The organism is Ensifer adhaerens (assembly GCF_028993555.1).
GTDB classification, from domain to species: Bacteria; Pseudomonadota; Alphaproteobacteria; order Rhizobiales; family Rhizobiaceae; genus Ensifer; species Ensifer adhaerens_I.
In genome coordinates this window covers 2,325,284-2,351,788 of record NZ_CP118610.1, presented here as the reverse complement: position 1 = coordinate 2,351,788, position 26,505 = coordinate 2,325,284, and the positions used below count along the sequence as shown (strand labels likewise).

General features: G+C 63.6%; 22 protein-coding genes. 10 read left to right on the top strand and 12 right to left on the bottom strand.

The genetic code is table 11. The annotated features are described in order from the left end of the window. Positions 1 to 49 precede the first annotated feature (49 nt). Positions 50 to 649, bottom strand: a complete 600-nt coding sequence (locus PWG15_RS11540) for an SCO family protein (protein ID WP_275019910.1) — start codon at positions 647 to 649, stop codon at positions 50 to 52. Between the two features lie 232 nt (positions 650 to 881). Next, entirely contained in the window at positions 882 to 1,040 is a 159-nt protein-coding gene (locus PWG15_RS11535) for a hypothetical protein (RefSeq protein ID WP_275019909.1), read from the bottom strand. Positions 1,041 to 1,408: 368 nt separating this feature from the next. Here PWG15_RS11535 and PWG15_RS11530 point away from each other — a divergent pair, with 368 nt between their 5' ends. The 3 genes from PWG15_RS11530 (at position 1,409) to PWG15_RS11520 (ending at position 4,521) form a co-directional block, all read left to right on the top strand. Beyond that, positions 1,409 to 3,511 carry a methyl-accepting chemotaxis protein gene (locus tag PWG15_RS11530; protein WP_275019908.1) on the top strand — a complete coding sequence of 701 codons (2,103 nt, stop codon included), beginning with the start codon at positions 1,409 to 1,411 and terminating at the stop codon, positions 3,509 to 3,511. Positions 3,512 to 3,513: 2 nt separating this feature from the next. After that, positions 3,514 to 3,978, top strand: a complete 465-nt coding sequence (locus tag PWG15_RS11525) for a chemotaxis protein CheW (RefSeq protein ID WP_113540693.1) — start codon at positions 3,514 to 3,516, stop codon at positions 3,976 to 3,978. A 240-nt stretch (positions 3,979 to 4,218) separates the two neighbouring features. Then, entirely contained in the window at positions 4,219 to 4,521 is a 303-nt protein-coding gene (locus tag PWG15_RS11520) for a hypothetical protein (protein WP_275019907.1), read from the top strand. A 245-nt stretch (positions 4,522 to 4,766) separates the two neighbouring features. On the opposite strand, the gene PWG15_RS11515 is transcribed toward PWG15_RS11520, so the two are convergent. Both PWG15_RS11515 and PWG15_RS11510 read right to left on the bottom strand, forming a co-directional pair. Continuing rightward, the gene (locus tag PWG15_RS11515; protein WP_275019906.1) at positions 4,767 to 5,264 is read right to left on the bottom strand and encodes a CreA family protein; all 498 of its coding nucleotides are present in this window, start codon (positions 5,262 to 5,264) and stop codon (positions 4,767 to 4,769) included. Positions 5,265 to 5,421: 157 nt separating this feature from the next. Then, entirely contained in the window at positions 5,422 to 6,666 is a 1,245-nt protein-coding gene (locus PWG15_RS11510) for a GGDEF domain-containing protein (protein WP_275019905.1), read from the bottom strand. A gap of 394 nt (positions 6,667 to 7,060) precedes the next feature. On the opposite strand from PWG15_RS11510, the gene PWG15_RS11505 reads away from it, so the two are divergent. The 3 genes from PWG15_RS11505 (at position 7,061) to PWG15_RS11495 (ending at position 9,050) form a co-directional block, all read left to right on the top strand. Beyond that, positions 7,061 to 7,729 (top strand): phosphoribosyltransferase, encoded by a 669-nt coding sequence (locus tag PWG15_RS11505; RefSeq protein WP_275019904.1) that lies wholly within the window; start codon positions 7,061 to 7,063, stop codon positions 7,727 to 7,729. Positions 7,730 to 7,893: 164 nt separating this feature from the next. Then, a complete protein-coding gene (locus tag PWG15_RS11500; protein WP_275019903.1) occupies positions 7,894 to 8,529 on the top strand; it encodes a cysteine hydrolase family protein in 636 nt (211 codons plus the stop codon). A gap of 59 nt (positions 8,530 to 8,588) precedes the next feature. Next, entirely contained in the window at positions 8,589 to 9,050 is a 462-nt protein-coding gene (locus PWG15_RS11495; protein WP_275019902.1) for a GNAT family N-acetyltransferase, read from the top strand. Between the two features lie 64 nt (positions 9,051 to 9,114). Here the strand turns inward: PWG15_RS11495 and PWG15_RS11490 are convergent, their stop codons facing one another. From PWG15_RS11490 to PWG15_RS11465, 6 genes are all read right to left on the bottom strand, one after another. Further along, on the bottom strand, positions 9,115 to 10,365 hold the full coding sequence (locus PWG15_RS11490) for an adenylate/guanylate cyclase domain-containing protein (protein WP_275019901.1): 1,251 nt from the start codon (positions 10,363 to 10,365) through the stop codon (positions 9,115 to 9,117). Between the two features lie 594 nt (positions 10,366 to 10,959). Next, positions 10,960 to 12,651: an adenylate/guanylate cyclase domain-containing protein gene (locus PWG15_RS11485; protein ID WP_275019900.1), complete on the bottom strand. Its 1,692-nt coding sequence runs from the start codon at positions 12,649 to 12,651 to the stop codon at positions 10,960 to 10,962. Positions 12,652 to 13,239: 588 nt separating this feature from the next. Then, entirely contained in the window at positions 13,240 to 13,641 is a 402-nt protein-coding gene (locus PWG15_RS11480; RefSeq protein WP_275024409.1) for a YkvA family protein, read from the bottom strand. A 104-nt stretch (positions 13,642 to 13,745) separates the two neighbouring features. Further along, positions 13,746 to 16,211: an ATP-dependent helicase gene (locus PWG15_RS11475; protein ID WP_275024408.1), complete on the bottom strand. Its 2,466-nt coding sequence runs from the start codon at positions 16,209 to 16,211 to the stop codon at positions 13,746 to 13,748. Between the two features lie 133 nt (positions 16,212 to 16,344). Further along, positions 16,345 to 16,752 (bottom strand): carboxymuconolactone decarboxylase family protein, encoded by a 408-nt coding sequence (locus PWG15_RS11470; protein WP_275019899.1) that lies wholly within the window; start codon positions 16,750 to 16,752, stop codon positions 16,345 to 16,347. Positions 16,753 to 16,810: 58 nt separating this feature from the next. Next, complete coding sequence (locus tag PWG15_RS11465) at positions 16,811 to 17,632, bottom strand: cyclase family protein (protein ID WP_275019898.1); 822 nt, start codon at positions 17,630 to 17,632, stop codon at positions 16,811 to 16,813. A 317-nt stretch (positions 17,633 to 17,949) separates the two neighbouring features. Between PWG15_RS11465 and PWG15_RS11460 the strand changes: the two genes are divergently transcribed. Both PWG15_RS11460 and PWG15_RS11455 read left to right on the top strand, forming a co-directional pair. Beyond that, positions 17,950 to 19,134 (top strand): efflux RND transporter periplasmic adaptor subunit, encoded by a 1,185-nt coding sequence (locus tag PWG15_RS11460; RefSeq protein ID WP_275019897.1) that lies wholly within the window; start codon positions 17,950 to 17,952, stop codon positions 19,132 to 19,134. A 107-nt stretch (positions 19,135 to 19,241) separates the two neighbouring features. Beyond that, positions 19,242 to 22,307, top strand: coding sequence for an efflux RND transporter permease subunit (locus PWG15_RS11455; RefSeq protein WP_275024407.1), 3,066 nt, complete (start codon positions 19,242 to 19,244; stop codon positions 22,305 to 22,307). 26 nt (positions 22,308 to 22,333) lie between these two features. On the opposite strand, the gene PWG15_RS11450 is transcribed toward PWG15_RS11455, so the two are convergent. After that, positions 22,334 to 22,768, bottom strand: a complete 435-nt coding sequence (locus tag PWG15_RS11450) for an anthrone oxygenase family protein (protein WP_275019896.1) — start codon at positions 22,766 to 22,768, stop codon at positions 22,334 to 22,336. A gap of 171 nt (positions 22,769 to 22,939) precedes the next feature. Further along, entirely contained in the window at positions 22,940 to 23,557 is a 618-nt protein-coding gene (gene tetR, locus PWG15_RS11445; RefSeq protein ID WP_275019895.1) for a tetracycline resistance transcriptional repressor TetR, read from the bottom strand. Between the two features lie 80 nt (positions 23,558 to 23,637). Here tetR and tet point away from each other — a divergent pair, with 80 nt between their 5' ends. Then, a complete protein-coding gene (gene tet / locus PWG15_RS11440; RefSeq protein ID WP_275019894.1) occupies positions 23,638 to 24,861 on the top strand; it encodes a Tet(A)/Tet(B)/Tet(C) family tetracycline efflux MFS transporter in 1,224 nt (407 codons plus the stop codon). Positions 24,862 to 25,063: 202 nt separating this feature from the next. After that, positions 25,064 to 26,470: an FAD-binding oxidoreductase gene (locus PWG15_RS11435; protein WP_275019893.1), complete on the top strand. Its 1,407-nt coding sequence runs from the start codon at positions 25,064 to 25,066 to the stop codon at positions 26,468 to 26,470. The last annotated feature ends 35 nt before the right edge of the window (positions 26,471 to 26,505 follow it).

The window sequence follows — 26,505 nt, the reverse complement described above, 5'->3', positions numbered from 1 at the left end:
GCGCCGGGCAGGGCCGGCGCTTGCAACGTCACATCGCGATCGACGGGGTTCAGCCCTTGGTCAGGTTTTCCAGCTTCTTGACCGCGGTTTCCGGGTTTTCCTCATAGGCGATTGTGCCGGAGAAATGGCCGTTGGCATCGAGCAGGAAAACGGAGGCCGTGTGGTCCATGGTGTAGTCGCCATTCGGCTGGGCTGCGTCGACCGGCACCTTCTTGGCGTAGACGCGGAAGCCCTTGACCATCTCCATCACCTTGTCGGCGGGGCCGGAAATGCCGGTGATGCGCTTGGAGACGTTGGAGACGTACTGGCCAAGGATTTCGGGCGTGTCACGCTCGGGATCGACGGTGATGAAATAGGCCTGCAGCTTGTTGCCCTCGGGATCGACCTTTTCCAGCCAGCCGTTCAACTCGAACAGCGTCGTCGGGCAGACTTCCGGGCAATGGGTGAAACCGAAGAAGAGCGCCGTCGGCTTGCCGGTGAAGGCCTTCTCGGTGATTTCCTTGCCGTCCTGGGCGACCAGCGTGAAGGGCACGCCGAAGGGGCCGGCGGCGGCCTGCTGCTTCGACTGGGTCATTTCGTAGGTCAGCCAGCCGAGGATGCCCGCCATGACGACGACGGCGGCCCAGAGGACGATGCGGATGGTTTTCATGCGTGCTACCGATTTTGTTGGGGCCGAGGACGGCCATGTCCGGTTGATCGGCCCTTGATACCGCCTTCACAGGGGCCGCGCAAATGGGACAATTGCCGCAGGTTGTGGTGGCGCTCGTCGGCGGCACTCGTCCGGCCTGACGGCCTCCTTCTCCCCGCAAGAGGGGAGAGGCTTAGGGTGAGGGGCGAAGCTTACGCGGAGGGCGCGCGCGCCTCAAAGGCGCTCGATCGCGCTAGAAGCACCAGGAAAGGCCGGACTGGGCAAGCGCCAGGAACATTTCGGCGCCATTTTCCATCCAGCCGCGGAAGGCGAGCAGGAGCACAACCGCGATCGCAGCCGCAAGGGTTGCGGCAAGGGGAAGGCGGATCGAACGCTGGGTCTTCGTGTTCATGCGGACGATCATAACATCTCGCGCGGCAAGGGGAAGCCGGGCGATTTACCAGGTGCGGTCGCCGGTGTGTTTGGTCGGTACTGGAAACGGTGGAAAACCGCGCCTGTGCTTCCCGTCGATTGTGGCCGCAAATGCCGGGAAACCGGAGCTTGCAGCGCATATGCGCAAATATTGAAATAACTGCTTCCGCTGGGGATTGGGCGGCCGCCTTAGCGAATGTTTAAGGTCTGTTTGACACTGTTTTTCTACGCGGGAGGAGTGTTCGCGCTCCGATATGACATGAGGTCAGCCGGCTCTGTCGGCCCCGGTTTTCCGTATCGATCGTAGGAGGACTCCGCTTCACGCGGATCCGTGACCATGGACTCCCTATGACTGCCACATCTCCTTCCCTGAAACGCAATCTTTCCGTGAGCCAGCGGCTGGCGACCCTTGCCGGTGCCGCTTTTGTCGGCTTTGGCTCAGTGCTTGGGGTGGGCTGGTACCAGGGCAGCCAGGCCAACAGCGCCTTGCAGGGCGCGATCGCGGCGCAGAACGGGCTGACGACCGTCGATGAGGTCCGTCTGGCGACGACCAATCTCGTGCTCAACGCGATGGACAGCATCATCGACAGGGAAGAGGGCGCGATCCAGCCGGCACGCGCCGCCAGCATCGCCCAGATCCTGAAATTGCTCGAGACGAAATCGACCGATATCAAGGCGCTCGCCACGCTGCTCGGGCGCAGCGAAGTGCTTTCGACCTTCGACGCCGATGTCGCAGAACTGCGCAAGGCGATCGGTGCCGACCTGAAGACGCTTATCGAAGGCAAGGCTTCGGCCGACGACTTCGGCAAGATCGACGATGCGATCGACGGTGCCGGCGAACGGGTCGCCACGGCCCTGACCGGACTTTCCGAAGCGGCGACCGATTTGGTGCAGACGCGCGTTGCCGAGGCGCGCACCGTGTCCGACAAGGCGTTCCAGCTTCAGGTGGCGGCCGGGTTGCTGGCAATGGCGACGCTGCTTTACCTGCTCTGGTTCCACGGCAGCACCCTGCGCGCCGGCATCCTCGGCCTGCGCAACGGCATGCAGCGCATCCAGAACGGCGATCTTTCGACCAAGGTCGAGGCACTCGACCGCGGCGACGAAATCGGCGCGATGGCGCGCTCGGTCGATCTCTTCCGTCTTTCGGCCATCGAGAAGCAGTCGCTGGAACAGAGTGCCGCACTCAGCCGTCGCGAAATCGAGAAGGAGCGCGAAGAGCAGCAGAGCGAGCGCGAGGAGGCGGTGCGCCGCATCCAGGCGGCGATCGACAATCTCGGTCGTGCGCTGACGCAGCTTGCCGACGGCGATCTTGCCGTCGCGATCGACCGGCCCTTCGACGGCAACCTCGATCAGCTTCGCCAGAACTTCAACCAGACGGTCGAGCGGCTGCGCGTGGTGCTTTCGAGCGTCAAGGAGAACGCACTTTCGATCGAATCGAACGGCCGCCAGATGCGCTCGGCCGCCGACGACCTGGCGCGCCGCACCGAGCGGCAGGCCGCATCGCTGGAGCAGACGTCGGCAGCACTCGACGAAATCACCGTCACGGTCCGCACCGCGACCCAGCGCGCCGAAGAGGCAAGCCGCATGGTCGACGAGACACGGACCAATGCGGAAGAGTCCGGCCGCATCGTCGGCGAGGCGATCGCTGCCATGGCGCGGATCGAAGGTGCCTCGAACGAGATCGGCAAGATCATCAATGTCATCGACGAGATTGCCTTCCAGACCAACCTTCTGGCGCTGAATGCCGGCGTCGAGGCGGCGCGTGCCGGTGAAGCGGGCAAGGGCTTTGCGGTCGTGGCACAGGAAGTGCGCGAACTGGCGCAGCGTGCCGCCGGTGCCGCCAAGGATATCAAGGCGCTGGTCAGCCGCTCCGGCAACGAGGTCGGCAGTGGCGTCAAGCTCGTCCAGGCGACGGGCGAGGCCCTCGGCCGGATCGGCGCCGACGTGGCGCGCATCAACGAACACATGACGTCGATCGTGATGGCCGCGCGCGAACAGTCGACCGGCCTCAACGAGATCAGCACGGCTGTCGGCCAGCTGGACCAGATGACGCAGCAGAACGCCGCCATGGTCGAGCAGACCAACGCGTCGAGCCACACGCTGGCGCAGGACGCCGAGCGCCTGACGGGCCTCGTCGGCCAGTTCCGCGAGGGCCACACGATGCAGCGCGCAATGCCCACCTTGGCGCCGGCGCCGGTGGCGCAACCGTCAAGGGCGGCAGTTACGCCGGTGCAGGCGAAAACACCGTCGGCTTCCGCCGTTCAACGGCCGGTCGCCAAGGGTACCAGCGAAGCGGTCCCTCTGCGCAAGATCGGCAGCGCCAAAATGGCTTCGTTTCCAACTCCATCTCCCGCAAAGGCCCTGATGGGCAAGCTGGCGGGCGCATTCGGCAACAAACCGGGCTCTGTGCCGTCGACGACGGCTTCCGGTGAGAACTGGGAAGAATTCTGATCATGACCAACGCAATCAAGCAGTCCGGTGCCTATCTCGAAATCGTGTCGTTTCATCTCGGTGATCAGGAATTCTGCATCGATATCATGGCGATCCGCGAAATCCGCGGTTGGGCGCCGGTAACGCCGATGCCGCATACGCCGCCTTATGTGCTCGGCCTCATCAACCTTCGCGGCGCGGTGATCCCGGTCATCGACATGGCAGCACGCCTCGGCATGAAGATGACAGAGCCGTCGGAACGCTCGGCGATCATCGTCACCGACATCGCCGGCAAGCTCGTCGGCCTGCTCGTCGAGCAGGTCTCGGACATGATGACGATCAAGAGCGAAGCACTGCAGCCGGCGCCGGAGATCATTCCGGAAGCGCAGCGTGCCTTCTGCCGCGGCATCGTCGCGCTCGAAAAGACGATGGTCTGCTTCCTCAATCTCGACACGGTCATTGCCGACGAACTGGCCCAGGCCGCCTGAGCTCGACCACAGACAGAATTGACAGGCACCCCGGTGGGTTCTCCGCCGGGGTGTTTTGCGTTTCGGCAGGTAGTGGATCGCGCCGGTCAAGTTAAACTTCGGCAATGATCTTCACGCTTGGGCGATGCCATTGTGACAAAACGTCATGTGGCGCGCCAGAATACTTGTACTAATTTACCGTTGTTGCTGAGTGCCCGAACGGAGGCCGGGTGCTCAGTCCCGACAACAGGAGTTGAACTCATGACAATCTCTGTAAGGAAACTCGTAGCCGCGCTCTCCGTAACGATGTTGATGGCCGGTCCGGCTCTGGCCGACAGCTACTATCAGGGCATCGACGCCAACAATCCTCCCGGAACGCAGAACACGCGCAAGGCCATGCCGATGACGAACCGGTATGCCGCGCCGGTTGATACGATGTCGACGGGCAGCATCAGCAGAACCGCTACGCCGACCCCCGTCTATCGCGAACGTCAGCCTTTCGGCGGCTATCAGGGCGGTGATGGCGATTACTATCAGGGCATCGTACCGCCGAACTCCTACTAGAGCATCCCGCTCTCAAGTGGAGTCACTGGAGGCGGAAAGATGGCCTAGAATCAAAGTACTAGAGCGTCCTTTGTGCGTTCATGCGAACGCACGGCGCTCTAAGCACGTTGAAGCGGGATAGGGTGCTCCCAGAGACTTCGCCCTGTTCCGCTCTGATGAGTTTCGGAAGCGTCCGTGAAGAGGCGGGCGCTTCGCACCTTTGCGACGGACATCCTTGCAGGCTGACGCAATCGGCAGGGCGGTGCCTACTGCGGCTTTCCATTCTGCCAGGTCACCGTCTGGCCGTAGAGCGGAATGGTGGTGATCGACATCTTCGCCGATCCGTCGGTCAGTTCACGCGAATGCGCGAGATAGATCAGCGTATCGTTCTTGCGATCGTAAATCCGTGTGACCAGCAGGTTCTTCCAGACAAGCGACAGCCCTGAGCGAAACACTTCCTCGCCTTCCTTCGACAGCTCGATATCGCCGATTTCGATCGGGCCTGTCTGCCGGCAGGCGATCGAGTTGTTCGACGGGTCCTCGAACCAGTTGCCGTTCTTCAGCCTGTCGATGACGCTGCGGTCGAAATAGGTGACGTGGCAGGTGACGCCCTTGATCTTCGGGTCGGTGACGGCATCGATCATGATATCGTTTCCGAGCCAGTCGACGCCGACCTCACCGACCGTTTCGGCGCGGGCTGGCAAGGCGGTCGCCGCAAAGCCGGCGAGACTGGCAACAAAGAGAGCACGAACGGCACGCAACATGATGTCCTCCTGCAGCGACGGGCGTCACGGTGACGCGTGAGAGGTCGCCGAAGCGTTTAGAATGGCTACCTGCCTCCGTGGACCGGCTGCGGTCCACGGAGGCAGGTACTGGGCCAAGCTCACATAGGTTCGGGAAGCGGCATTACAAGCCGGGGGGTCACCCGGTATCGCGCAGCAGCTGCGGCTCGAAGCTTCGGCTATCGGCAGCGCGCAGCTGCGCGGCTGCGCCGGTGAGCGCCCGGGCGCTTGCGTCCGGCTGGAAGCGACCGGCAATGGTGCAGCGGTCGCGTCCGTCGGCCTTGGCATCATAGAGCGCCATGTCGGCGCGGATCATGATGTCGCTGATCGTGTCGCCCGGCACGGCTTCGGCAAGGCCGATGCTCACTGTCAGCCGGATCGGCCGGTCGAAACGGCCGATCGGCGTGTCGCGCACGACGCGGCCGATCTCCTCGGCAAGCGCAAAGGCGGCGTCCTCCGTGCAATTGGGCAGGACGATGCCGAACTCTTCGCCGCCGATGCGCCCGAGCGTACCGCGGCCGGTGAGACAGGCGGCAACGGTGCCGGCGAAGTGGCCGAGGGCGGCATCGCCGACCGCGTGGCCATAGCGATCGTTGATCTGCTTGAAGTAGTCGAGATCGAGCAGCAGAAAGGATACCGGCTGTTGCCGCGCGAGGCTGGTGGCAAGGGCGCGCTGACCGAGATCGAGCAGGGCGCGCCGCGACAGAACGCCGGTCAGCTCATCGCGGGCGATCGCCGTCTTGAGGTCGGTGATCACCCGGTTCTGGATCATCAGGATCACGCCCAGGAACAGCGCTGGCAGGTAGAAGTAGCGCATCACGGCACAGGCGAAATCCCAGCTGACGGGTGTCGGTGGGACCGGTGCGGTTGCGTGGACGGCGGGCGAAAACACGGTGACCGCTAGCAGCGTCGAACAGCCGGTTGCCGCACAGGCGATGACGCAGAGCCGCTCCACCGGCCCGGGCGCCTGGCGCCGGTGCTGCGAACAGACGGCGATGATCAGCACGAAGGCGGTGGTGATGCCGATGACGGAGAGCGCGTGCAAGGTGGCATTTTGTGCGCCGAATGCGGCGATCAACAGCGCGACGAACGCCATCGAGGCGGCCGCGACAAGCGACGTCGAGGTGCGCCTTTGAACGCCGAGCGCGTGGTGAAAGCCGCAAAGCACCAGCAGGCACGCGCCGGCCAGGAAAACGAAGCCGATGATGGACAATGGCTGCAGCGCCGGAAACTCGGAGAGCATCATGAACAGGGTCGCGGCACTGGCCACCGCACAGGCGGCGGCGAACTCCGTGCCGCCCTCGACCATCGAGGCGCGCAGCGAAATCAGGACCGGGAGCATCGCCAGGAGGGCGATGATCGATATGGCAGGGAGAAAGCTCATTTCGAAACGGCCTGTCGTGCTAAAATCAACAAAGGCGGCTTGCGTCTCAGCCAGATATGCAAGCGCCAATTGGTAGCGAGGGCGCCTTAACGAAACCCGGCGAAATCCGCTGCAATTTTACCGATTGGTCAGGATTGGTACGGTTGTTCACAGCGGTACCCCGGCAACCGGCAGATGACGGATTGCACACGCCTTCAGGCACGTCCGGATGACAGATCGATAGCTGTCCTTTGGCTGATGCGAGGGCCGCGCGAGACGACCTGGACACCCTGACGGGAAGCACCGGACGGCGAAGGAACCCGACCGGGCTTTCCGCATCCAGCGTCTGCGGGCCAAATTCCTTCTCGTCTACGGAGCGGGGTCGCGGTTGACGGTGGAACCTGGGAGAGATGAAGTGTTTACGGGAACATGGCTCTTCGAAGACAGGGCGGATGCCGGACGGCAGCTCGCAGAAGTGATCGAGGACGAGACGCTTGTCGATCCGCTGGTGGTGGCATTGCCGCGCGGCGGCGTGCCGGTTGCCTATGAGATTGCGGTGCGCATCGGCGCGCCGCTCGACATCCTGATCGTGCGCAAGATCGGCGCGCCGGGGCACGCGGAGTTCGGGCTCGGCGCACTGGTCGACGGCGAGGAGCCCGAACTGGTTCTCAACCGCGAGGCGATCCGGCTTGTGCGTCCGGCAAAGGGCTATCTGGAGGCGGAGACCACACGCCAGCACGCCGAAATCCTGCGTCGCCGCGCGCTCTATTTCGGCGATCGCGAACCGATCTCGCCCAGGGATCGCGACGTGATCCTCGTCGACGACGGCATTGCCACCGGCGGGACCGTGCGCGCGGCGATCAGGGCGTTGCGCCGGGCAGGCCCACGACGCCTCATTCTTGCCGTTCCGGTAGCGCCGAAAAGCGAAATCACCGAGCTGCACAGTTCCGTCGACCGCATCATCTGCCTCGCCACCCCCTTTGCCTTCCGCGCCGTCGGCCTGCATTACCGCGACTTCGAGCAGACGAGCGATGAGGAGGTGATCGCCTTGATGAAGAAGGCACGGCCGGGGGACGAGCGTTGAAGGCATCGACGTTGGCGCGTCGGTTGCCTTGATCGCCGGGACCTGTCCGAATAGTTGCATGAAGCGCGCTCGACCATATTGCAACGGCGGGCCTCGCGCGCCACATTCCCGGCGCGAGATGTTGGTGGGGTGGGCGCCGGAGGAGGCGACCCCGAGGAGAGGCTATGGCCGCGAAATTGGAAATTGGAAAGACGCTCGAGGATTTCTGCCGTCCGGAGCGCATGGCGCTCGTCGTCTACGACATGCAGGTGGGCATCACCAGGCAGATGAAGAATGGCGCCGAGATCACCGGCGAGGTGCTGAAGGTGCTTCACGCAGCGCGGGCCGGTGGGTTCCCGGTGATTTTCCTCAGGCATCTCTCGATGCCCAAGCCGCTGATGGGCGCCTTCCAGATGCGCCAGGCGATGGCGTGGCAGCGGACCGATGATCCGGATGCGGTGCACCCCTGGTTCCTGCGCGGCACGCCGGGCTTCGAGTTGGTGCCGGAGCTTCAGCCTCGCGAGGACGAGGCCATCCTCGACAAGATCACGTTCTCCGCCTTCGAGGGCACACCGCTTGCCATGATCCTGCGCGACCTCGGGCTCACCTCCTTTGCCATCTGCGGCATTGCCACCGAGATCGGCATCGACCCGACCGTGCGCCACGCCACCGATCTCGGCCTCGTGCCCATCGTCGTTCGCGACGCCTGCGGGGCAGGGCATCACGAGGCCGGCGAGCGCTCGATGGAAAACATCGTCTTCATGGGCGACGCGATCATGACCGATGTTCAGGCAATTACAGCAGCGATGACCAAGCGTTAGGGCGCCAGTCCCCCTCCAACCAGCCACGCCCCTCCATCCAATCGACCACAGGACCAGTAATGACCGACAATCTTCGCATCCGCCCGCTTGCCAAGGCCGACTATGATCAATGGCTCCCGCTCTGGGATGGCTACAACGCCTTTTACGGCCGCTCCGGCGAAACCGCGCTCGATCCCCAAATCACCGCCATGACCTGGTCGCGCTTCTTCGACGCCTACGAGCCTGTTCATGCGCTGGTGGCCGAGAGTGAGGGGCGGCTGATCGGGCTCACCCATTATCTCTTTCACCGCAGCACGACGGCGATCCAGCCGAATTGTTATCTGCAGGACCTCTTCACCAACACGAAAGCCCGCGGCAAGGGTGTCGGGCGGGCGCTGATCGAGGGCGTCTACGAGGCGGCGCGGGCAGCCGGATCGCCGCGGGTCTATTGGCAGACGCACGAGACCAACGAGACAGCGATGGCGCTCTACGACAAGGTGGCTGAGAAGTCGGGATTTCTCGTCTATCGCAAGATGGTCTGAGCCGCGCACTTTTGCGCGACATGCATTAGGGCCGTGCGACGGTGCAGCAGAGCGATGCGGCACCTCACATATCCGCCTGCGCCAGCGTGCCGATTTCGGCAACACCGGGGGGCGGCAACTGCATGTTCCAGATTTCGGTCGAGCCGAAGCCCTTGATGTCTTCACGACCCGAGCATTCGAACTGGAAGTCCTCGTTCAGGCGGCGCCTGATCTCCGTGGTCGTTGTAATGCAGCCGGGCCTGCCGATCGCTTCCAGGCGCGCGGCAAGGTTCACCGGCGCACCCCAGACGTCATAGGCGTATTTCGTTCGCCCGAGCACGCCGGCGGTTACCGATCCCGATGCCATGCCGACGCGAAGCCTCAGGATGACACCGTAGCGTTGGCCGATCTCGCCCGCCGCGGCGATGGCGCCGAAGCCGAACGAAGCGGCCGCCTTTTCGGGGGCAGGGTGTTGGACGGGCACGCCAGCCACGGCAAGATAGGCATCGCCGATGGTCTTGATCTTCTCAACACCGGCCGCCGCCGCCAGACGATCGAACTCGCTGAACAGTTCGTTGAGCAGGTTTACCGTCCTTTCCGGTCCCAGGCTGTTTGACAGGCTCACGAACTGGACGATGTCCGTCAGGACCACGGTCGCGTGCTCGAATTCGTCGATGACCGTTTCCCGCTCGTTTCTGAGCAGGCGCGCCACGATCTCGTCCGGCATGATCGATGCCATGAGGCGGGCCAGCCGCCCCTGTGCTTCTCTCGCCAGGTGGAAGGCATAGTAGATCGTGGCGAAGCACATCAGGGTGAGGGTGACGATCGAAGAGGAATAGATGAGCTGCAGGAAGCCGCTCGCGTCATAGACACCTGACCGCGCTTCCGGGAACGCGATGGAAGCCGCGATGACCGTGATCGTGGCGGTGGCGCTCAAGACCGCCACCAGGGCGATATTCTCAAATCCAAGGATTGCAAAGGCGACCGGCGTCACGCCGAGCAAGGTCAACAGGACGCCCGAGTCTCTGCCGACATAGGAGGCGATCCACACGAGAATCGCGACGCAGATCCCGAATTCCCAGAGTGCTGACGCGACGCGCCCGAACCGATGAAAGAGGGGCGTCAGTGCTGCCGCTGCCGCCAGGGCGAGATTGGCGTAAACGAGCGGGACCAGACTAGGCTCGCCGTGGAGCGCGTAGATGAGGGCAAAACTGGTGGTGGTAACGACGATCACGCACGCCGCGACATTCGCGACGAGAATGCCTTCGCGGTCACCCTCGGCAGCATTTGAAGCGCCTACTTCCAGCAGGCCGCGAACAGCGCTCGTCCAGGACATGTCTCCAACCACTTCGCGTCGAGGGAGATCGCTACAAGGTTTCGTTCAAACGCGAGAATTGTGCCTGCAATTATTAGTGCACTTCGCCGTTCGGCGCCATGAGATCGATGGTTGCGCGGTCACTGGGGAGTGCACGTGAGGAGGGATGCGGATGGGCGAGATCGCGGGCGTCTATGAGGCTGCGGAGCCGCTGGTTCGCCGCGCGTCAACTGGCAGACGGACGATGCCAACGAGAAGGAGCGATGGCGCTTTGCAACAAGGTGGCGGGGAGGTCGGGGGGCTTGGTGTATTGGCAGGGGAGCCTATCGACTTTAGGCCTAGAGCTGTGATCCCTGTGGCCAGTTCGCGAAGCTCGTCGGAAACCTCCGCCGACAAACTGAGCTACACGTAACGCGCCGGCCGCATTCGGCGGAGGAGTGATTATTGGTGTGCTCGGTGGTCGCAGCGGTTCGGAATTATGTGGCCAATGCCACCAATGGCAACTTTTGGCCCATAACGGGCATAGATGGTCCGGCTACTGGCTGACGGCTTCGCGCCCCCGTGTCGGCCTGAGGTGCGAGTACCCTACCACGGCGGCGAGGCGGCGGAAGGCGCTCATACGTCGAGGCCGATCTTGCGATAGCCTTCCAACCAGCGGTCGCGATCCTCGGGCTTGGCGCACATGCGAGCCTGGTACCTGGCCATGGTTGCCGCGTCATGCTCGCGGGGACGATCGCGCTCATACTTGGAAAGGGCATCCTTTGCGGCCTCCATCTGCCCCAGCTGGGCATGGGCCGCGGCGAGAATCAGGAACAGTCCTGCCGGAACCGCCTGGTAGTTTCGATGGATTTCAACCACCTTGTCATAGTTGCCAAGCATGTAGTGGCAATCGCAGATGAAATCGAGCCGATCGTCGTCGGGCAAATAGGGATCGAGCTTTTCCGACCGGGCAAACCACTCCAGGGCTCCCTCTTTGTCGCCCGCGTAGGCCAATGCCTGTCCCAGGGCATTCAGCGATCTCGAATCGTTCGGGTTGAGGGCCACTGCGTGCTTGGCATGGGATACCGCACGCCCGCTGTCGCCGCACAGCGTGTAAGTGCACGCGGCATAGGCGTTGACCTGGGCGTTGGCCGGATCGAGCACGGTGGCGCGCTCGGCGTGCTCGCGAGCGCGGGCGAGTGCGTCGTCCGGTGAAAGCCCGAGAACGAAAACGCCGAGTGAATACGTATTGGCGAGACAGGCATGGGCCAGCCCGGATTCGGGATCGGCAGCGATTGCCCCTTCAAACCAGTCGCGGGCCTTGGCCAGACCTTCGCTCCAGTGATTGAATGCCCAACGCCCCCGCAGCACCCGGTCGTAGGCGGTCAGGTTTGCCGGATGCTTGCTCTTGATCTCCTCGACGGCGACACGGTTGATTTGCCCCGGTACAACGCCTGCAATGGTATGAACGACCTCGTCCTGCACGGCGAAGAAGTCGGCTAGATCGCGATCGTAGTGTTCCGCCCAGAGATGACCGCCGGTCGCGGTGTCGATGAGTTGCGCCGTGATCCGCACCCGGTTGCCGGACTTGCGCACGCTGCCCTCGACCACATAGCGCACGCCGAGTTCACGGCCCACCGACCGGATGTTCGGCGACTTTCCCTTGTACTGGAACGCCGAGTTGCGTGCGGCGACGAACAGGCTCTTGAACCGGCTCAATTCGGTAATGATGTCCTCGGTGAGTCCGTCCGAGAAATACTCCTGCTCCGGATCGCCGCTCATGTTCTGGAATGGCAGGACGGCAATCGACGGCTTGTCGGGCAATTTGGGTGGTTTCTGCGACGTTTGATCAGATTGAGCCGATTCCGGAATCTGCAGGGTTACGCGGAAGCAGGATATCGGCTCCGCGATATTCTTGACTCGTTGCTCGCCCATGGGTTCGAAGCCGAACGCAAGCTTCTTCTCGACTTCCCTCGTTACCTTCTCCGAGACACAGATGCCACCAGGCTCGGCGAGTTGCTGCAGACGGGCTGCCACGTTGACGCCTTCGCCGTAGCGATCGTCTCCTTCGACGATCACTTCTCCGAGGTTGATCCCGATGCGAACCTCGAACCGCTTGTCTTCGGAGATGCTGGCGTTGCGCTCGGCAAGCCCGCGCTGCAAGGCGACCGCGCATTCGACTGCATTGATCACCGAACCGAACTCGGCCAGCATCCCATCGCCCATCAGCTTGAACACTCGTCCGCGGTAACGGGCTATCTCGGGCTCGAACAGTTCCTTGCGCCCCGCCCTCAGCCGGTCGAAGGTCCCCGCCTCGTCCGCCTCCATGAGGGCCGAGTAACCCACGACGTCCGCGGCGAGAATGGCAGCAAGCTTGCGGTCCATGGCGAAGTCCGATTGACTGTCATACCCTGGGGTGGTGGTCACGCCGCATGGCGGGCGCGACCAGCGTCACAGTCGCTCACAATGTACCACAGGCTCGGGTTCTCCGGTAATTCGCCAGCTGGCCATATGGCTACTCAGGGTCGACCTACGCATCCAACCATGTCGCAGTTGGGCCAGTTCGTGACCTTCATGTCGTCGCAGGCAAACGTCTTGAAAGGGTCACATCGCGACGATACGAACGTCAACCTGAATGTCCGCTTAGGAAGATTCGCAGCCCGAAGCGACAGTCAGCTTCCGGCCCCATATCGGTCACCGCTCTCCGCGGACCAGATGTCTGCTTTTGGCGCAACGCCGCCAATGCCACATCGCTGTTCTTTGGTGGCATTTGCTACACAGCGCCGCATCGGTTTGAGCGGTACCGAGTTCCGATTGCCGTTGCTCGCGGTGATTTTTGCTAATCTCCGCCGTCAAAGTCTGGCGCCATACCTGGCTGCAATCCTGGTGGACCTCGTTCCGCAGCGAGCCAGTGGGTTAGGCAGAGAGTAAATCCCACACCAGCCAGCCCGTCAGGGCGGCCGTCAAAAGCCAGATGCATATGATCGTGATGAGGCCGCCTCGGCTCGTCGGGCGATTTTCAGCGGCTGCAGCCCGCGCGCGGAATTCCTGCATGAGCGGCGAAGGCACAAGCCGTATCGCCAGCAGAATACCAAGCGGGACGATGAGCAGATCGTCGAGATACCCTAGCACCGGGACGAAATCGGGGATGAGGTCGATCGGCGAAAGGGCATAGGCGGCCACCGCCCCCGCGACAAGCTTTGCCGACAGCGGGGTGCGAGGGTCCCGGGCAGCGAACCAAAGCGCCACTACGTCTCGCTTTAACTGACGCGCCCACTGCTTGACGCTCTGGATGCCGCGAGGGGGAGAGGCGTGCATGGACATCGTTTCGTTCCGTCAGGCCGAGTGCATTCCTCACAATCGGAGGATTAACTGCCCCTGGCGTTCTTCTTCAAAGGAACGGAAAGAGCGGCCAGGTCTACTCACACCTTCTCGACAAACCCGTCCAGCACCCGCTTCTGGCCGGCGCGGTCGAAGTCGATGGTGAGCTTGTTGCCTTCGATGGCGGCGATGTTGCCGTTGCCGAACTTCATGTGGAAGACGCGGTCGCCGATCGAGAAGCGTGAAGGTTCGGTGGCCGTCGATTTTGCCACCAGCTCGCCGTCGATGGTGCGGCCGCGCGGGCCGCTTTCGCCGTAGCCGATGCGCTCGACCGCGTGGCCGGAGCGGGTGCCCCAGTTGTCGCGGGTGGCGTCGGAACGGTGCTGCTGGGCGCGCTTCCAGCCGGGGGTCGAATACGTGTTCTGGAACGGATCGGCCTTGTCGAAGCGCGACTGGCCGTAGCCGCCGCGACCGTAACCGCCATAGGACTGCTCGTTTTCGGCGACGTCCACATGGGCGAGCGGCAGCTCCTCCAGGAAGCGCGACGGCATGGTCGACTGCCAGAGGCCGTGGATGCGGCGGTTGGAGACGAACCAGATGTGGCAGCGGTGCTTGGCCCGCGTGATGCCGACATAGGCAAGGCGGCGTTCTTCCTCAAGGCCGGAGCGGCCGCCCTCGTCGAGCGCGCGCTGGTGCGGGAAGAGGCCTTCCTCCCAGCCGGGCAGGAAGACGGTATCGAACTCCAGGCCCTTGGCCGAGTGCAGCGTCATGATCGAGACGGCGTCGAGATTCTCGTTCTGCTCGGCATCCATGACGAGGGCAACGTGTTCGAGGAAGCCGCGCAGGCTCTCGAAGGCTTCCATCGAGCGGATGAGTTCCTTCAGGTTTTCGAGCCGCCCGGGGGCTTCGGCCGACTTGTCGGCCTTCCACATGTCGGTGTAGCCGCTTTCCTCAAGGATCTGTTCGGCAAGTTCGGTGTGAACGGTGGTTTCAAGCAGCGTCTGCCAGCGGCGGAAATCGGTGACGACGTCGAAGAGGGCCTTGCGCGCCTTCGGCTTCAGCTCGTCGGTCTCGATGATCTCGGAGGCGGCCGCCAGCATCGGAATGTCGCGGGCGCGGGCATAGTCGTGCAGCGTGCGCACGGTGGTGTCGCCAAGCCCGCGTTTCGGCGTGTTGACGATGCGCTCGAAGGCGAGATCATCGGCCGGCTGGCAGACGAGGCGGAAATAGGCCATGGCATCGCGGATTTCGAGGCGCTCGTAAAAGCGCGGGCCGCCGATGACGCGGTAGTTGAGGCCGAGCGTGACGAAGCGGTCTTCGAACTCGCGCATCTGGAACGAGGCGCGCACCAGGATCGCCATGTCGTTCAGATTGTGCTTCTGGCGCTGGAGCTGCTCGATCTCCTCGCCGACGGCGCGGGCTTCCTCTTCGGAATCCCAGGCGGCGTGCACCTGCACCTTCTCGTCATCCGGATTGGTGCGGTCGGTAAAGAGCGTCTTGCCGAGGCGGCCCTCATTGTGGGCGATCAGATGGCCGGCAGCACCGAGGATATGTTCAGTCGAGCGGTAGTTGCGCTCGAGCTTGATCACCTTGGCGCCCGGGAAATCCTTCTCGAAGCGCAGGATATTGTCGACTTCCGCGCCGCGCCAGCCATAGATCGACTGGTCGTCGTCGCCGACGCAGCAGACGTTCTGCGGCACGCCCTTGGGACGCTGGGCGAGCAGCCGCAGCCACATGTACTGCGCGGTGTTGGTGTCCTGGTACTCGTCGACGAGGATGTAGCGGAACTTGTCGTGATAGTCCTTCAGCACATCCGCATGCATGCGGAAGATGCGGATCGGATGCAGCAGCAGGTCGCCGAAGTCGCAGGCGTTCAGCGTCAACAGCCTGTTCTGGTAGGCGGCGTATAGCTCGCGGCCCTTGCCATTGGCAAAGGCGCGGGCATCGCCCTCGGGGATCTGGGCGGGATCAAGCCCCTTGTTCTTCCAGCCGTCGATCATGCCGGCGAACTGCTTGGCGGGCCAGCGCTTGTCGTCGATGCCTTCGGCCTGGATGAGCTGCTTGATCAGCCGCACCACGTCATCGGTGTCGAGAATGGTGAAGTCGGAACGCAAGCCGACGAGCTCGGCATGGCGGCGCAGCAGCTTGACACCGATCGAGTGGAAGGTGCCAAGCCAGGGCATGCCTTCGACCGCATGGCCGACGAGCACGCCGATGCGCTCCTTCATCTCGCGCGCCGCCTTGTTGGTGAAGGTCACCGACAGGATCTGCGAAGGGAAGGCGCGGTTGGTGGAAAGGATGTGGGCGATGCGGGTGGTGAGCACCCTGGTCTTGCCGGTGCCCGCACCTGCGAGAACCAGCACGGGACCATCCAACGTCTCGACGGCTTCCGCCTGTTCCGGATTGAGGCCGGAAAGATAATCCGGGCGCGGCTGGGCGCGATCGCGCGCGGCCATGGCGCGTGCGGCGATACCGCCGGCAGCAGGAACACCTCCGGAGGCTGGTGGCTGCTTGCGCGGCGCCGGCTCCTCGTCGAAGAAGGGAATGTCGTCGAAACCACTCATCATGCGGCTCAATGTAGTGATTCGGTGGGGAAAGGCCAGAAAGGATGTTCTTCTTTTATTCCGTTTTCTGCGCCGGACGCACCAAGCCTGTGGAAAGACAGGCGATTTCGAGACCGCTTATTCTTGGCACCGTCGTTTAGTCTGCCGTCCTGTCGAACACGGTATCAACCGGCACCTGTAGCGCCGTCGCCAGCTGGTTGGTGCGGGCGGCAAGCGAGATGACGCGCAGCAGATCCGCATGCTCGGCATCGCTCATGCCTTTCGCCTTCGCCGCCGCCGTATGGGAATGGGCGCAGTAGCCGCAGCCGTTGGTCACGGAAACGGCGATATAGAGCATCTCCTTGACCAGCGGATCGAGCGCCGAAGGTGTCGCCATCACCGCCTTGACGTCGCGCCAGGTCTGCTCCAGCAGGTCCGGATCGAAGGCGAGCCACAGCCACATATTGTTGATGAAATCGGATTTGCGCGTCGCGCGGATATCGTCGAACACGGCTTTCACGCGCGGGTCGGTTTCCGGGTTCTTCGGCGGGGTAACGGTGCTCATGGTTTTCCCTTAAAGGGTGTTGCCGGCGGCCCTGCGCCGCCGGATTGAAGAAGATGGATCAAGCAAGGGCGAAGACGCGCGCCGGGCCGCCGGTGCCGCCGCGGTGCTTCGGCGCGCCGAGGATGAGCGTTGCGCCTTTGGCCGGCAGCTTGTCGAGATTGGCGGCGGCCTCCAGTCCCCAGCGGCCCTCCGGCAGCCAGGCATAGTGTGTGGCGAAATCCGGGGAGGGGCCGTGATCGAGCGAAAGCGTATCGACGGCGATGCCGGCAGCCTTGCTCTCTTCGATGAGATATTTCGCCGCCTCCACATGGAAGCCAGGGAAGTGCAGTTTGCCGTTGCCATCGACATTGCGGAACTTGTCCGTGCCCATATGGGCACCCCAGCCCGAGAGCATGGCGACGCAGGCGTTTTCCGGGATCTCGCCATTGGTGGCGACCCAGGCCTTGATGTCATCGGGCGTGACCTGTGCATCGGCGTCGGCCTCAGCCTTCGCGCGGATATCGACGATCACGAGCGGCACGACCAGCTTTTCGACCGGGAGTTCGGCAACCGAGAGACCATCGGCCGAAAAGTGCAGAGGCGCGTCAACATGGGTACCGGTGTGTTCGTTCACCCTGAGCTCGAACAGGTTGAACTTGTCCTTGGCGTAGTTGAACTTTTCCTCGCGGAAGAACTGCTGCTGGCCGAAGAAGGTCGGGAAATCCTCGTGCAGTTCGTGGGTGAGATCGGTGACGCTCCCGTGCCCTTGAGCCAGGGCGGGCGGTGCCGCACCGACGCTTGCCGCGGCAAGCCCCGCGGTTCCAACCGCTGCCGCCTTGAAGAAGTTGCGGCGCGACAGCATGCGCGCCTTGACCGTTTCCATCACACAGGCATCGCACATCGTTCTTCTCCCCTTCCAGAAAATTGAAAACCAGACGGCGAAACCGCTCGAAAAAGCGGCCGGCGGTTGCAGGATAGCGCGACCGAGGCCGCTGTAAATGCCGGCTTATGCAGCAAAGTGCGGTTCACGCTGAAAGCTGCGGCACAATTGCTCCGCGCGTCATCATGCCGCCACCAAATTCGCTTTTATTACAATTGCGTAATGATGGCATTCCGTCATTGCCCCGGCGCGCGCGAACAGGGATACTTCGCGCAATCGGAACGAACCGCCGGCCGCGCCGCGCTGGGGCGTGTTTTATGCTTAATCTGGAGACTTGAATGCGGGTTTGGAAACAGCTTGCGGTAAGCGCCGCTGTGCTTCTCGTGGGCGCAACCGTCTGGGTGCGGTTCGTGCCCGGCGCAGGTGAAACGCTCGCCGCTATCGGCGTTTCTCACCCGTTGATCGATGCCTTGTCGAAGCCCGGCTCCGGTGGCGGCCAGGGCGGCGAGCGCGGCAATGGCCGCGGCCAGGGCGGCAACAATGCCATCCTCGTCATGGTCCGGCCTTCGGGCACATCCATCGTCAACGACCGGCTGAACGCGATCGGCAACGGCGAAGCGATCCATTCCGTCACCGTCACGCCGACGGCAACCGGCAATCTCACCGAAATTCTCGTGCGCTCCGGCGACAGGGTGGCCGAGGGCCAGGTGATAGCAAGGCTCGACAGCGACGACCAGAAGATTGCCGCCGACCAGGCGCGGCTGAACCGCGACAGCGCGCGCGAAAAGGTCGAGCGCTATCGCAACCTCAGCACGGCACGGGCGGTGACCGCCGTCGAGGTTCGCGACGCGGAAATCGCCATGCAGACAGCGGAACTGGCCTTGAAGACCGCCGAGCTCGACCTGAAACGCCGCGACATCGTTGCACCCTCCAAGGGCGTCGTCGGCATCATCACCGTCAATGTTGGCGACTACGTCACGACGACGGCGCCGATCGCTGTCGTCGACGACCGCTCGGAAATCCTCGTCGATTTCTGGGTGCCGGAGCGCTTCGCCAACAAGATCACCGTCGGCCAGCCGGTCACCGCCTTTGCGATCGCCCAGCCGGCAAACCAGCTCGACGGCGCGATCCATGCGATCGACAACCGTCTCGACCAGGCAAGCCGCACGCTGCGCGTGCGGGCGCGGCTCGAAAACCCCGACGATAGGCTGAGGGCGGGCATGTCCTTCTCCGTCACCGTCGCGTTTGACGGCGACACCTATCCGACGGTCGATCCGTTGGCGATCCAGTGGAGCTCGGAAGGCTCCTACATCTGGCGCGTTGCCGGCGACAAGAGCGAAAAGGTGCCGGTGAAGATCATCCAGCGCAATCCGGACAAGGTACTTGTCGACGCGGCCCTTAACGAAGGCGACGAGATCGTGACCGAGGGCGTGCAGCGCCTGCGCGATGGCGGCGATGTGCGCATCGCCGGCCGCGAGCGCAAGCAGGACCAGGCCCAGAAGGTCGCGGAGGAAACCAAGTGAGCGGGGGCGACAGTCAGGCAAGTGGCCATGGAAGCGGAAGCCACGGGAGCGCAGGAGGCAAAACGTCCGCCCGCGAGCGCGGCAAGACCGGCTTCACCGCACTCTTCATCCGCAGGCCGATCTTTGCGCTCGTCGTCAACACGCTGATCGTCGTTGCCGGGCTTGCGGCTTGGAACGGTATCGAAATCCGCGAACTGCCGCAGGTCGATCAGCCGGTGATTTCGGTGACGACCACGCTTGATGGTGCAGCACCTGAGACGATGGACCGCGAGGTGACCTCGGTGGTCGAGGGTGCCGTGTCGCGCGTCCAGGGCATTCGCGACATCTCGTCGACCTCGTCCTTTGGCCGCAGCCGGGTGACGCTGCAGTTTTCCGACACCACCGATATCGGCCAGGCTTCGAACGACATTCGCGACGCGCTCGGCCGGGTGCGTAACCAACTGCCCGACAACGTCGACGAGCCGAGCATCGTGAAGGCCGATGCCGACAGCCAGCCTATCATGCGCCTCGCGCTCACCTCCGACACGATGTCGATGGAAGACATGACGCTGCTTGTCGAAAACGAGATCAGCGACCGGCTGGCGGCCGTCGAAGGCGTTGCCGATGTCGCCGTCTACGGCGACCAGGAGAAGATCTTCCGCATCGACCTCGATCAGGCGAAGCTCGCCGGGCGCGGGGTGACGGTGGCAAACCTCAGGACGGCGCTTGCCAACGCTTCTTACGACGTTCCGGCCGGAAAGCTCACCAGCGCCAGCCAGGACATCTCGGTGCGCGCCACGGCTGACCTGCAGACGCCGGAGCAGTTCGAAAACCTGATCCTCGTCAACAATGTGCGCCTGCGCGACGTCGCCACCGTGACGCTCGGTCCCGATACCGGCACGACAGCACTGCGCTCCAACGGCCGCCAGGGCATCGGTCTTGGCATCGTCCGCCAGGCGCAGTCCAACACCGTCGATATCTCCGAGGGCGTGCGCAAGGTCGTCGATACGATCCAGACGCAGATCCTGCCCGAGGGCACGCAGCTCCGGATCACCAGCGACGATGCCGTCTTCATCAACGGCGCCATCCATGAGGTGGAGATCGCGCTGATCGTCGCCGTCTTCATCGTGACGCTGGTCATCTACATGTTCCTGCTCGACTGGCGGGCGACGCTTATTCCGACGATCAGCATGCCGATCGCGCTGATCGGCACGGTGGCGGCGATCTATCTCGCAGGCTTCTCGATCAACATCCTGACGCTGCTTGCGATCGTGCTGGCGACGGGTCTCGTGGTCGATGATGCGATCGTGGTGCTCGAGAACATCGTGCGCCGGCGCGCCGAGGGGCTTGGCCCCCGGGCGGCAGCCGTGCACGGCACGCTCGAAGTGTTCTTCGCGGTGCTGGCAACGACCGCGACCCTTGCCGCCGTCTTCGTGCCGCTGTCGTTCCTGCCGGGGCAGACCGGCGGTCTCTTCCGCGAATTCGGTTTCGTGCTCGCCTTCGCGATCCTCTTGTCATCCTTCGTGTCGCTGACGCTCTGCCCGATGCTTGCCTCGCGCATGCTGACCAAGGAAACGCACACCGTTCCGGGGCCGATGGCGCGGTTCGGCGCGCGGGCAGCCGGCTTCTACCGGGTGACGCTGCGCGCCTGCCTCAACTCGCCGCTGATCGTCTTCGTCGTCGCAGGGTTCTTCACCGCCATGGGGGCTGCCGGCTTCCTGACGCTGAAATCGGAGCTGACGCCGACGGAAGACCGTTCGCAGATCATGATGCGCATCAACGCTCCGCAGGGTGTCTCGCTCGAATACGCCCAGGCCCAGATGCGCCGCATCGAGGACGGCTTGCAGCCGTTGGTGAAATCCGGCGAGATCGACAACATCTTCTCGATCTCTGGGCAGGGCGGTTCGGTCAACAGCGGCTTCATGGTGCTGACGTTGGCTCCCTGGGACAAGCGCGACCGCAGCCAGCAGCAGATCGTCGCCGATATCAACAAGGTGACGGGGCGCATTCCTTCGGTGCGCGTCTTTGCGATGCAGCCGAACAGCCTCGGTATTCGCGGCGCCGGCAGCGGCCTGCAGGTGGCGCTGGTCGGCAACGACTACAACAAGCTCGGCGATGCGGCGGCAAAGCTGGTGCGCCAGATGGAAGACAGCGGCCGCTTCGAGAACGTGCGGCTCAATTATGAGGCCAACCAGGCGCAGCTTTCGATTACCATCGACCGCGAGCGTGCCTCCGACATGGGCGTCGATATCGGCGGCCTTGCCTGGGCGCTGCAGGCCATGCTCGACGGCAACAGCGTCGTCGACGTCTATGTCGACGGCGAATCCTATCCGGTGAAGCTTCTGTCCTCGACCAATCCGGTCAACGACCCGACCGACCTGCAGAACATTTTCCTGAAGGCCGGTGACGGCAAGATCGTGCCGATGTCGACGATCGCCAGCGTCGAGGAGATGGCGGTGGCGCCGCAGCTGTCGCGGGAATCGCAGCTTCGCGCAGTGTCGCTTTCGGCGGGCCTGAAATCGGACTTGGCGCTCGGTGAGGCGCTGACCATGGTCGAGCAGATGGCCGAACCGCTGTTGCCGCCGGGCTCGCGCATCATGCCGCTTGCCGAAGCCGCAACGCTCAACGAAAACGCCAACGGCCTGTTTGTCACCTTCGGCTTTGCCCTCGTCATCATCTTCCTGGTGCTGGCCGCCCAGTTCGAGAGCTTCGTCAGCGGCCTGATCATCATGTCGACGGTGCCGCTCGGCCTTGCCTGTGCAGTCTTTGCGATGATCATGACCGGCAACACGCTCAACATCTACAGCCAGATCGGTCTCGTGATGCTTGTCGGCATCATGGCGAAGAACGGCATTCTGATCGTCGAATTCGCCAACCAGCTGCGCGACCGCGGCCAGGATGTGCGCTCGGCGATCGAGAACGCCGCCAACATCCGCCTCCGCCCTGTGATGATGACAATGATCGCTACCATCGTCGGCGCGGTGCCGCTGGTGCTCGCAAGCGGAGCGGGTGCCGAAGCCCGCATCGCGCTCGGCTGGGTTCTGGTCGGTGGTCTTGGTCTTGCGGTGATCGTCACGCTCTACCTGACGCCGGTCGCCTATCTCGTCATTGCCCGCTTTACCAAGCCGCATGCGGACGAAGAGCGCAAGCTGCACGAGGAGATGGACGCGGCAGCGGCGCTGGAGGCGCACTAAGTCGGTAGCTGACGGTCAGTCCTACGCTACATTTCGAGCCAGGCGGCAATGAGGAAAATCGTTGCCGCCAGCCCGCCGAGCGCGGTTCGGCCGGCGTGGAGCCTGCCCCAGCGCTTGAGCAGGCTGCGGCTTTCTTCCCCGGTCTCCTCCGGCCGCGTTGCCTCCAGCTTGCGATTGACCGGCATGACGAAGAGCAGCGTATAGGGCCAGTTCAGGATGATGATCGCGGCCCCCATGCCCCAGAGAACATGGCCGGTCCTTCCCCAGGCGGCCGCGCCGAGCAGGCCCGAGAGAAGGGCGAGCGTCGCCTGCATCTCGAAGGCGCGGCGGTAGGAAGGAACCCATTGCGCCAGCGCGGCGCGATCGTCGAGATGGAGCCTTGCGGGCTGTTCGACCAGATTGATGTAGACGGCGGCGCCGAAAAAGATCGACGCGGTGAGCAAAGCGGTGAGACCCAGCATTGCCTCTCTCCCTTCACCCCAACATGATAATCCAACGCCGGCAATTGAGCAGGTGTTTTCTGCGCTTTCACCCTCATAGGTGGGTCCGGATCTTCTGAAACTGATTCCGATTTCGCTGGCAGTGCCTTGAAGTTGAATCGCTTTCCGCACTGATTTCGTCCGGCGGGTCGCCTAGCTCTCGCGCCGCGGTGCCAAGCCCTCGATGATCGTGCTGAGGCCGAATTCGAAGGTCGCGTCCGGTCCGCTTCTGTCGAGTTCCTCCATGGCGGCTGCAAGGAGTGGTGCCGTCTCCACGGTTGCTGTTTCGGCATCGGCCTTTCCTTCGGCCGCTTCCAATGCGGTCTGCTGTTCCAGCACCGCGCCGACGACATAGTGGCTGATCACGAGCAGCGCGGAGGCGGCGTCGGCCGGCGCGAACCCTCCTGCGTGCAACAAGCGGATCTGCGCTTCCACTGCAGTCATCTGCGATGCGCTTGGCCGGGTGCCGGCGTGAATGCGGGCGCCGTCGCGGTAGGCAAGCAGGCTCTTTCGGAAGCTGCGGGCGTTTGCTGTCAGGAATTCCCGCCAGTCCTCGTCCGGCTGCGGCACCGAGCGATCGTGGTTCTCGGCCATCATCGCTTCGGCGAGTGCTGCGATCAGCGCCTGCTTGTTCTTGAAATGCCAGTAAAGCGCCGGCTGCTGCACGCCCAGCCGCTCGGCGAGCCGCCGGGTCGTCAGGCCGTCCAGTCCCACCTCGTTCAGCAATGTCAGTGCTGTGCGCACCACGGCGTCCCGTTGCAGCTTCGTCATGTCCGGCTCCATCTGTCGCTTGACAATTTATCATTGATAAGTTTCCTGTGCATTAATTTATCAATGATAAGGAATCGAAGATGACGCTTGAAAAGACGGACGGCGGAACGCCGCCTGCAAGCGGCGTGAGGGCAGGGCGCAAGGCGCTCTGGGTGCTCTTTGCGGCGGGGTCGCTCGACGCGTTCGGCATCGGCCTCGTCATGCCGGTGCTGCCGGGTCTCTTGCGCAACCTCACTCATGCCGATGAGGTCGCCGGGCACTACGGCATCCTGGTCTCGCTCTATGCCGTGATGCAGTTTGCCTTCGCACCCGTGCTCGGCATTCTCTCCGACCGCTATGGTCGCCGTCCGGTGCTCATCATCTCGCTCGCCGGTGCGGCGGTCGACTATTCGATCATGGCAACGGCGCCGAGCCTGGCGGTGCTCTATCTCGGCCGCATGATTGCCGGCATCACGGGAGCGACCGGCGCCGTCGCCGGGGCGGCGATCGCCGACACGACGCAAGGCGAGGAGCGGGCGCGGCACTTCGGAACGCTCGGTGCCTGTTTCGGGGTCGGCATGATTGCGGGGCCGATCGTCGGCGGGCTGCTAGGCTCGGTTGGCTTGCATGCACCCTTCGCCGCTGCCGCCGTCATGAACGGCTTCGGTTTTCTCTTCGCCCTGTTTTTCCTTCCGGAGAGCCGTCGAATGGGCCCGGCGAGCGTCGCTGCCGGTGGTGGATTCAACCCACTGGCGGGGTTGCGCCAGACCCTGCGCGGTCCACTTCTCATGCGGCTCGTCACCGTATTCTTCGTTATGCAGCTCGTCGGTCAGGTGCCGGCCGTGCTCTGGGTGATCTTCGGCGAACATCGGTTCGGCTGGGATGCGCGGATGACGGGCCTGTCGCTCGCCATCTTCGGTCTGCTGCATGCCGTGGCGCAAGGTGTCATCTCCGGGCCGGCGGCAGCACGCCTCGGCGAGCGCCGCGCGCTGCAGCTCGGCATCCTGCTCGACAGTCTCGGTTATGGGCTGCTGGCGCTCGCCACGGCAAGCTGGATGGTGCTGCCGATCATGTTGCTGCTCGCCGCCGGCGGCATCGGCTCGCCCGCCTTGCAGGCGCTGCTGTCACGCACGGTGGACGAGGAGGGGCAGGGCCGGCTGCAGGGCGCGCTTGCGAGCCTCACCAGCCTGGCGTCGATCGTCGGGCCGTTGCTCTTCATCGGCCTCTATTCGCTGACGCTCGCCTCCTGGGACGGCTGGGTCTGGGTTGCGGGCATTGCGCTCTATCTCCTCTGCGTGCCGGCGCTGAGGCGCCTGCCGCGCTGAAAGGCCCACTGTTTTCCACCCTGTCATACGGTCCTGTGACACTCCGGTCTCACGTCAGGCGTTTTCCTGCGCTAGCCTGCCAATGAAGGGCGCGAGCGTCTGGACAAAGTGATTCCGATTTGCACAGTAGCGCCTTGAAATGACTGCGCTTCCGAAGCACCGCTTCGGGAGGGCGGCGCATGCAACAGGAAGGGCGTTTTCCGTGGCATTGAAGGCGATCAGAGCTGGCGTGAGGAACGAGGCCGGCATCAAGGCGGCGAAGGAAGAACTGGCCGGCCGCTTCGGCGATCGGTTCCAGACGGGCGAGGCGATCCGCGCCCAGCACGCCCACACCACCACCTACATTCCGGCACAGCTTCCCGACGGCGTCGTCTTTGCCGAAAGCTCACAGGATGTGCGCGAGATCGTCCAGATCGCCGCCCGCCACAAGGTGCCGCTCATTCCTTTCGGCACCGGCTCCTCACTCGAAGGCCATATAAACGCGCCGAATGGCGGCATCTCGGTCGATCTTGCCCGCATGAACAAGGTGCTGGAGGTCAATGCCGAGGATCTCGACTGCCGGGTCGAGCCGGGCATCACCCGTGAGGAGCTCAACACCTATCTGCGCGACACCGGTCTCTTCTTCCCGATCGATCCCGGCGCCAACGCCTCGATCGGCGGCATGGCCTCGACCAGGGCTTCGGGCACCAATGCGGTGCGCTACGGCACGATGAAGGACAATGTGCTGGCACTGACGGTGGTGACATCAGACGGGCGCGAGATCCGCACGGCCCACCGGGCGCGCAAGTCTTCGGCGGGCTATGACCTGACGCGGCTCTTCGTCGGCGCCGAAGGCACGCTCGGCATCATCACCTCGATCACGCTCAGGCTGCAGGGCATACCGGAGGTGATTTCCGGCGGCGTCTGCCCGTTCCCGACAATCGAAGACGCCTGCAACGCGGTGATCCTCACCATCCAGTCGGGCATTCCGGTGGCGCGCATCGAACTTCTCGACGCGCTGCAGATGAAGGCCTGCAACAGCTATTCCAGTCTCTCCTATGCCGAAACGCCGACGCTCTTCGTCGAGTTTCACGGCAACGCCGAGAGCGTCGAACTACAATCGCGCCAGTTTGGCGAAATCGCCTCGGAGTTCGGCTCCTCGGGCTTCCAGTGGACGACCAATCCGGAGGAGCGGGCACGGCTCTGGAAGGCCAGGCACAATGCCTATTGGGCACAGAAGAGCCTGATCCCGGGTGCGGCGATCCTGTCGACCGACGTCTGCGTGCCGATCTCGAGGCTGGCCGATTGCGTCGTGGCGACCCAGGAAGACAGCGCCGCCCACGGGCTGACCGCGCCGATCGTCGGCCATGCCGGTGACGGCAACTTCCATGTCGGCCTGCTGTTTGACGACAAGGACGCGGCCGACGTGGCGCGTGCCGAGGCATTCGTCGAGCGGCTGAATGCCCGGGCGCTCGAAATGGACGGAACCTGCACCGGCGAACACGGCATCGGCCAGGGAAAGATGCCGTTTCTGGAAGCCGAGCTAGGTGATGCGCTGGACCTCATGCGGCAGGTCAAGCGTTCGCTCGATCCGGACAATATCTTCAACCCGGGCAAGATCTTCGCCTGAGGCGGAAACCCGTGGCGCGCGTCAGCTTTTGGCCC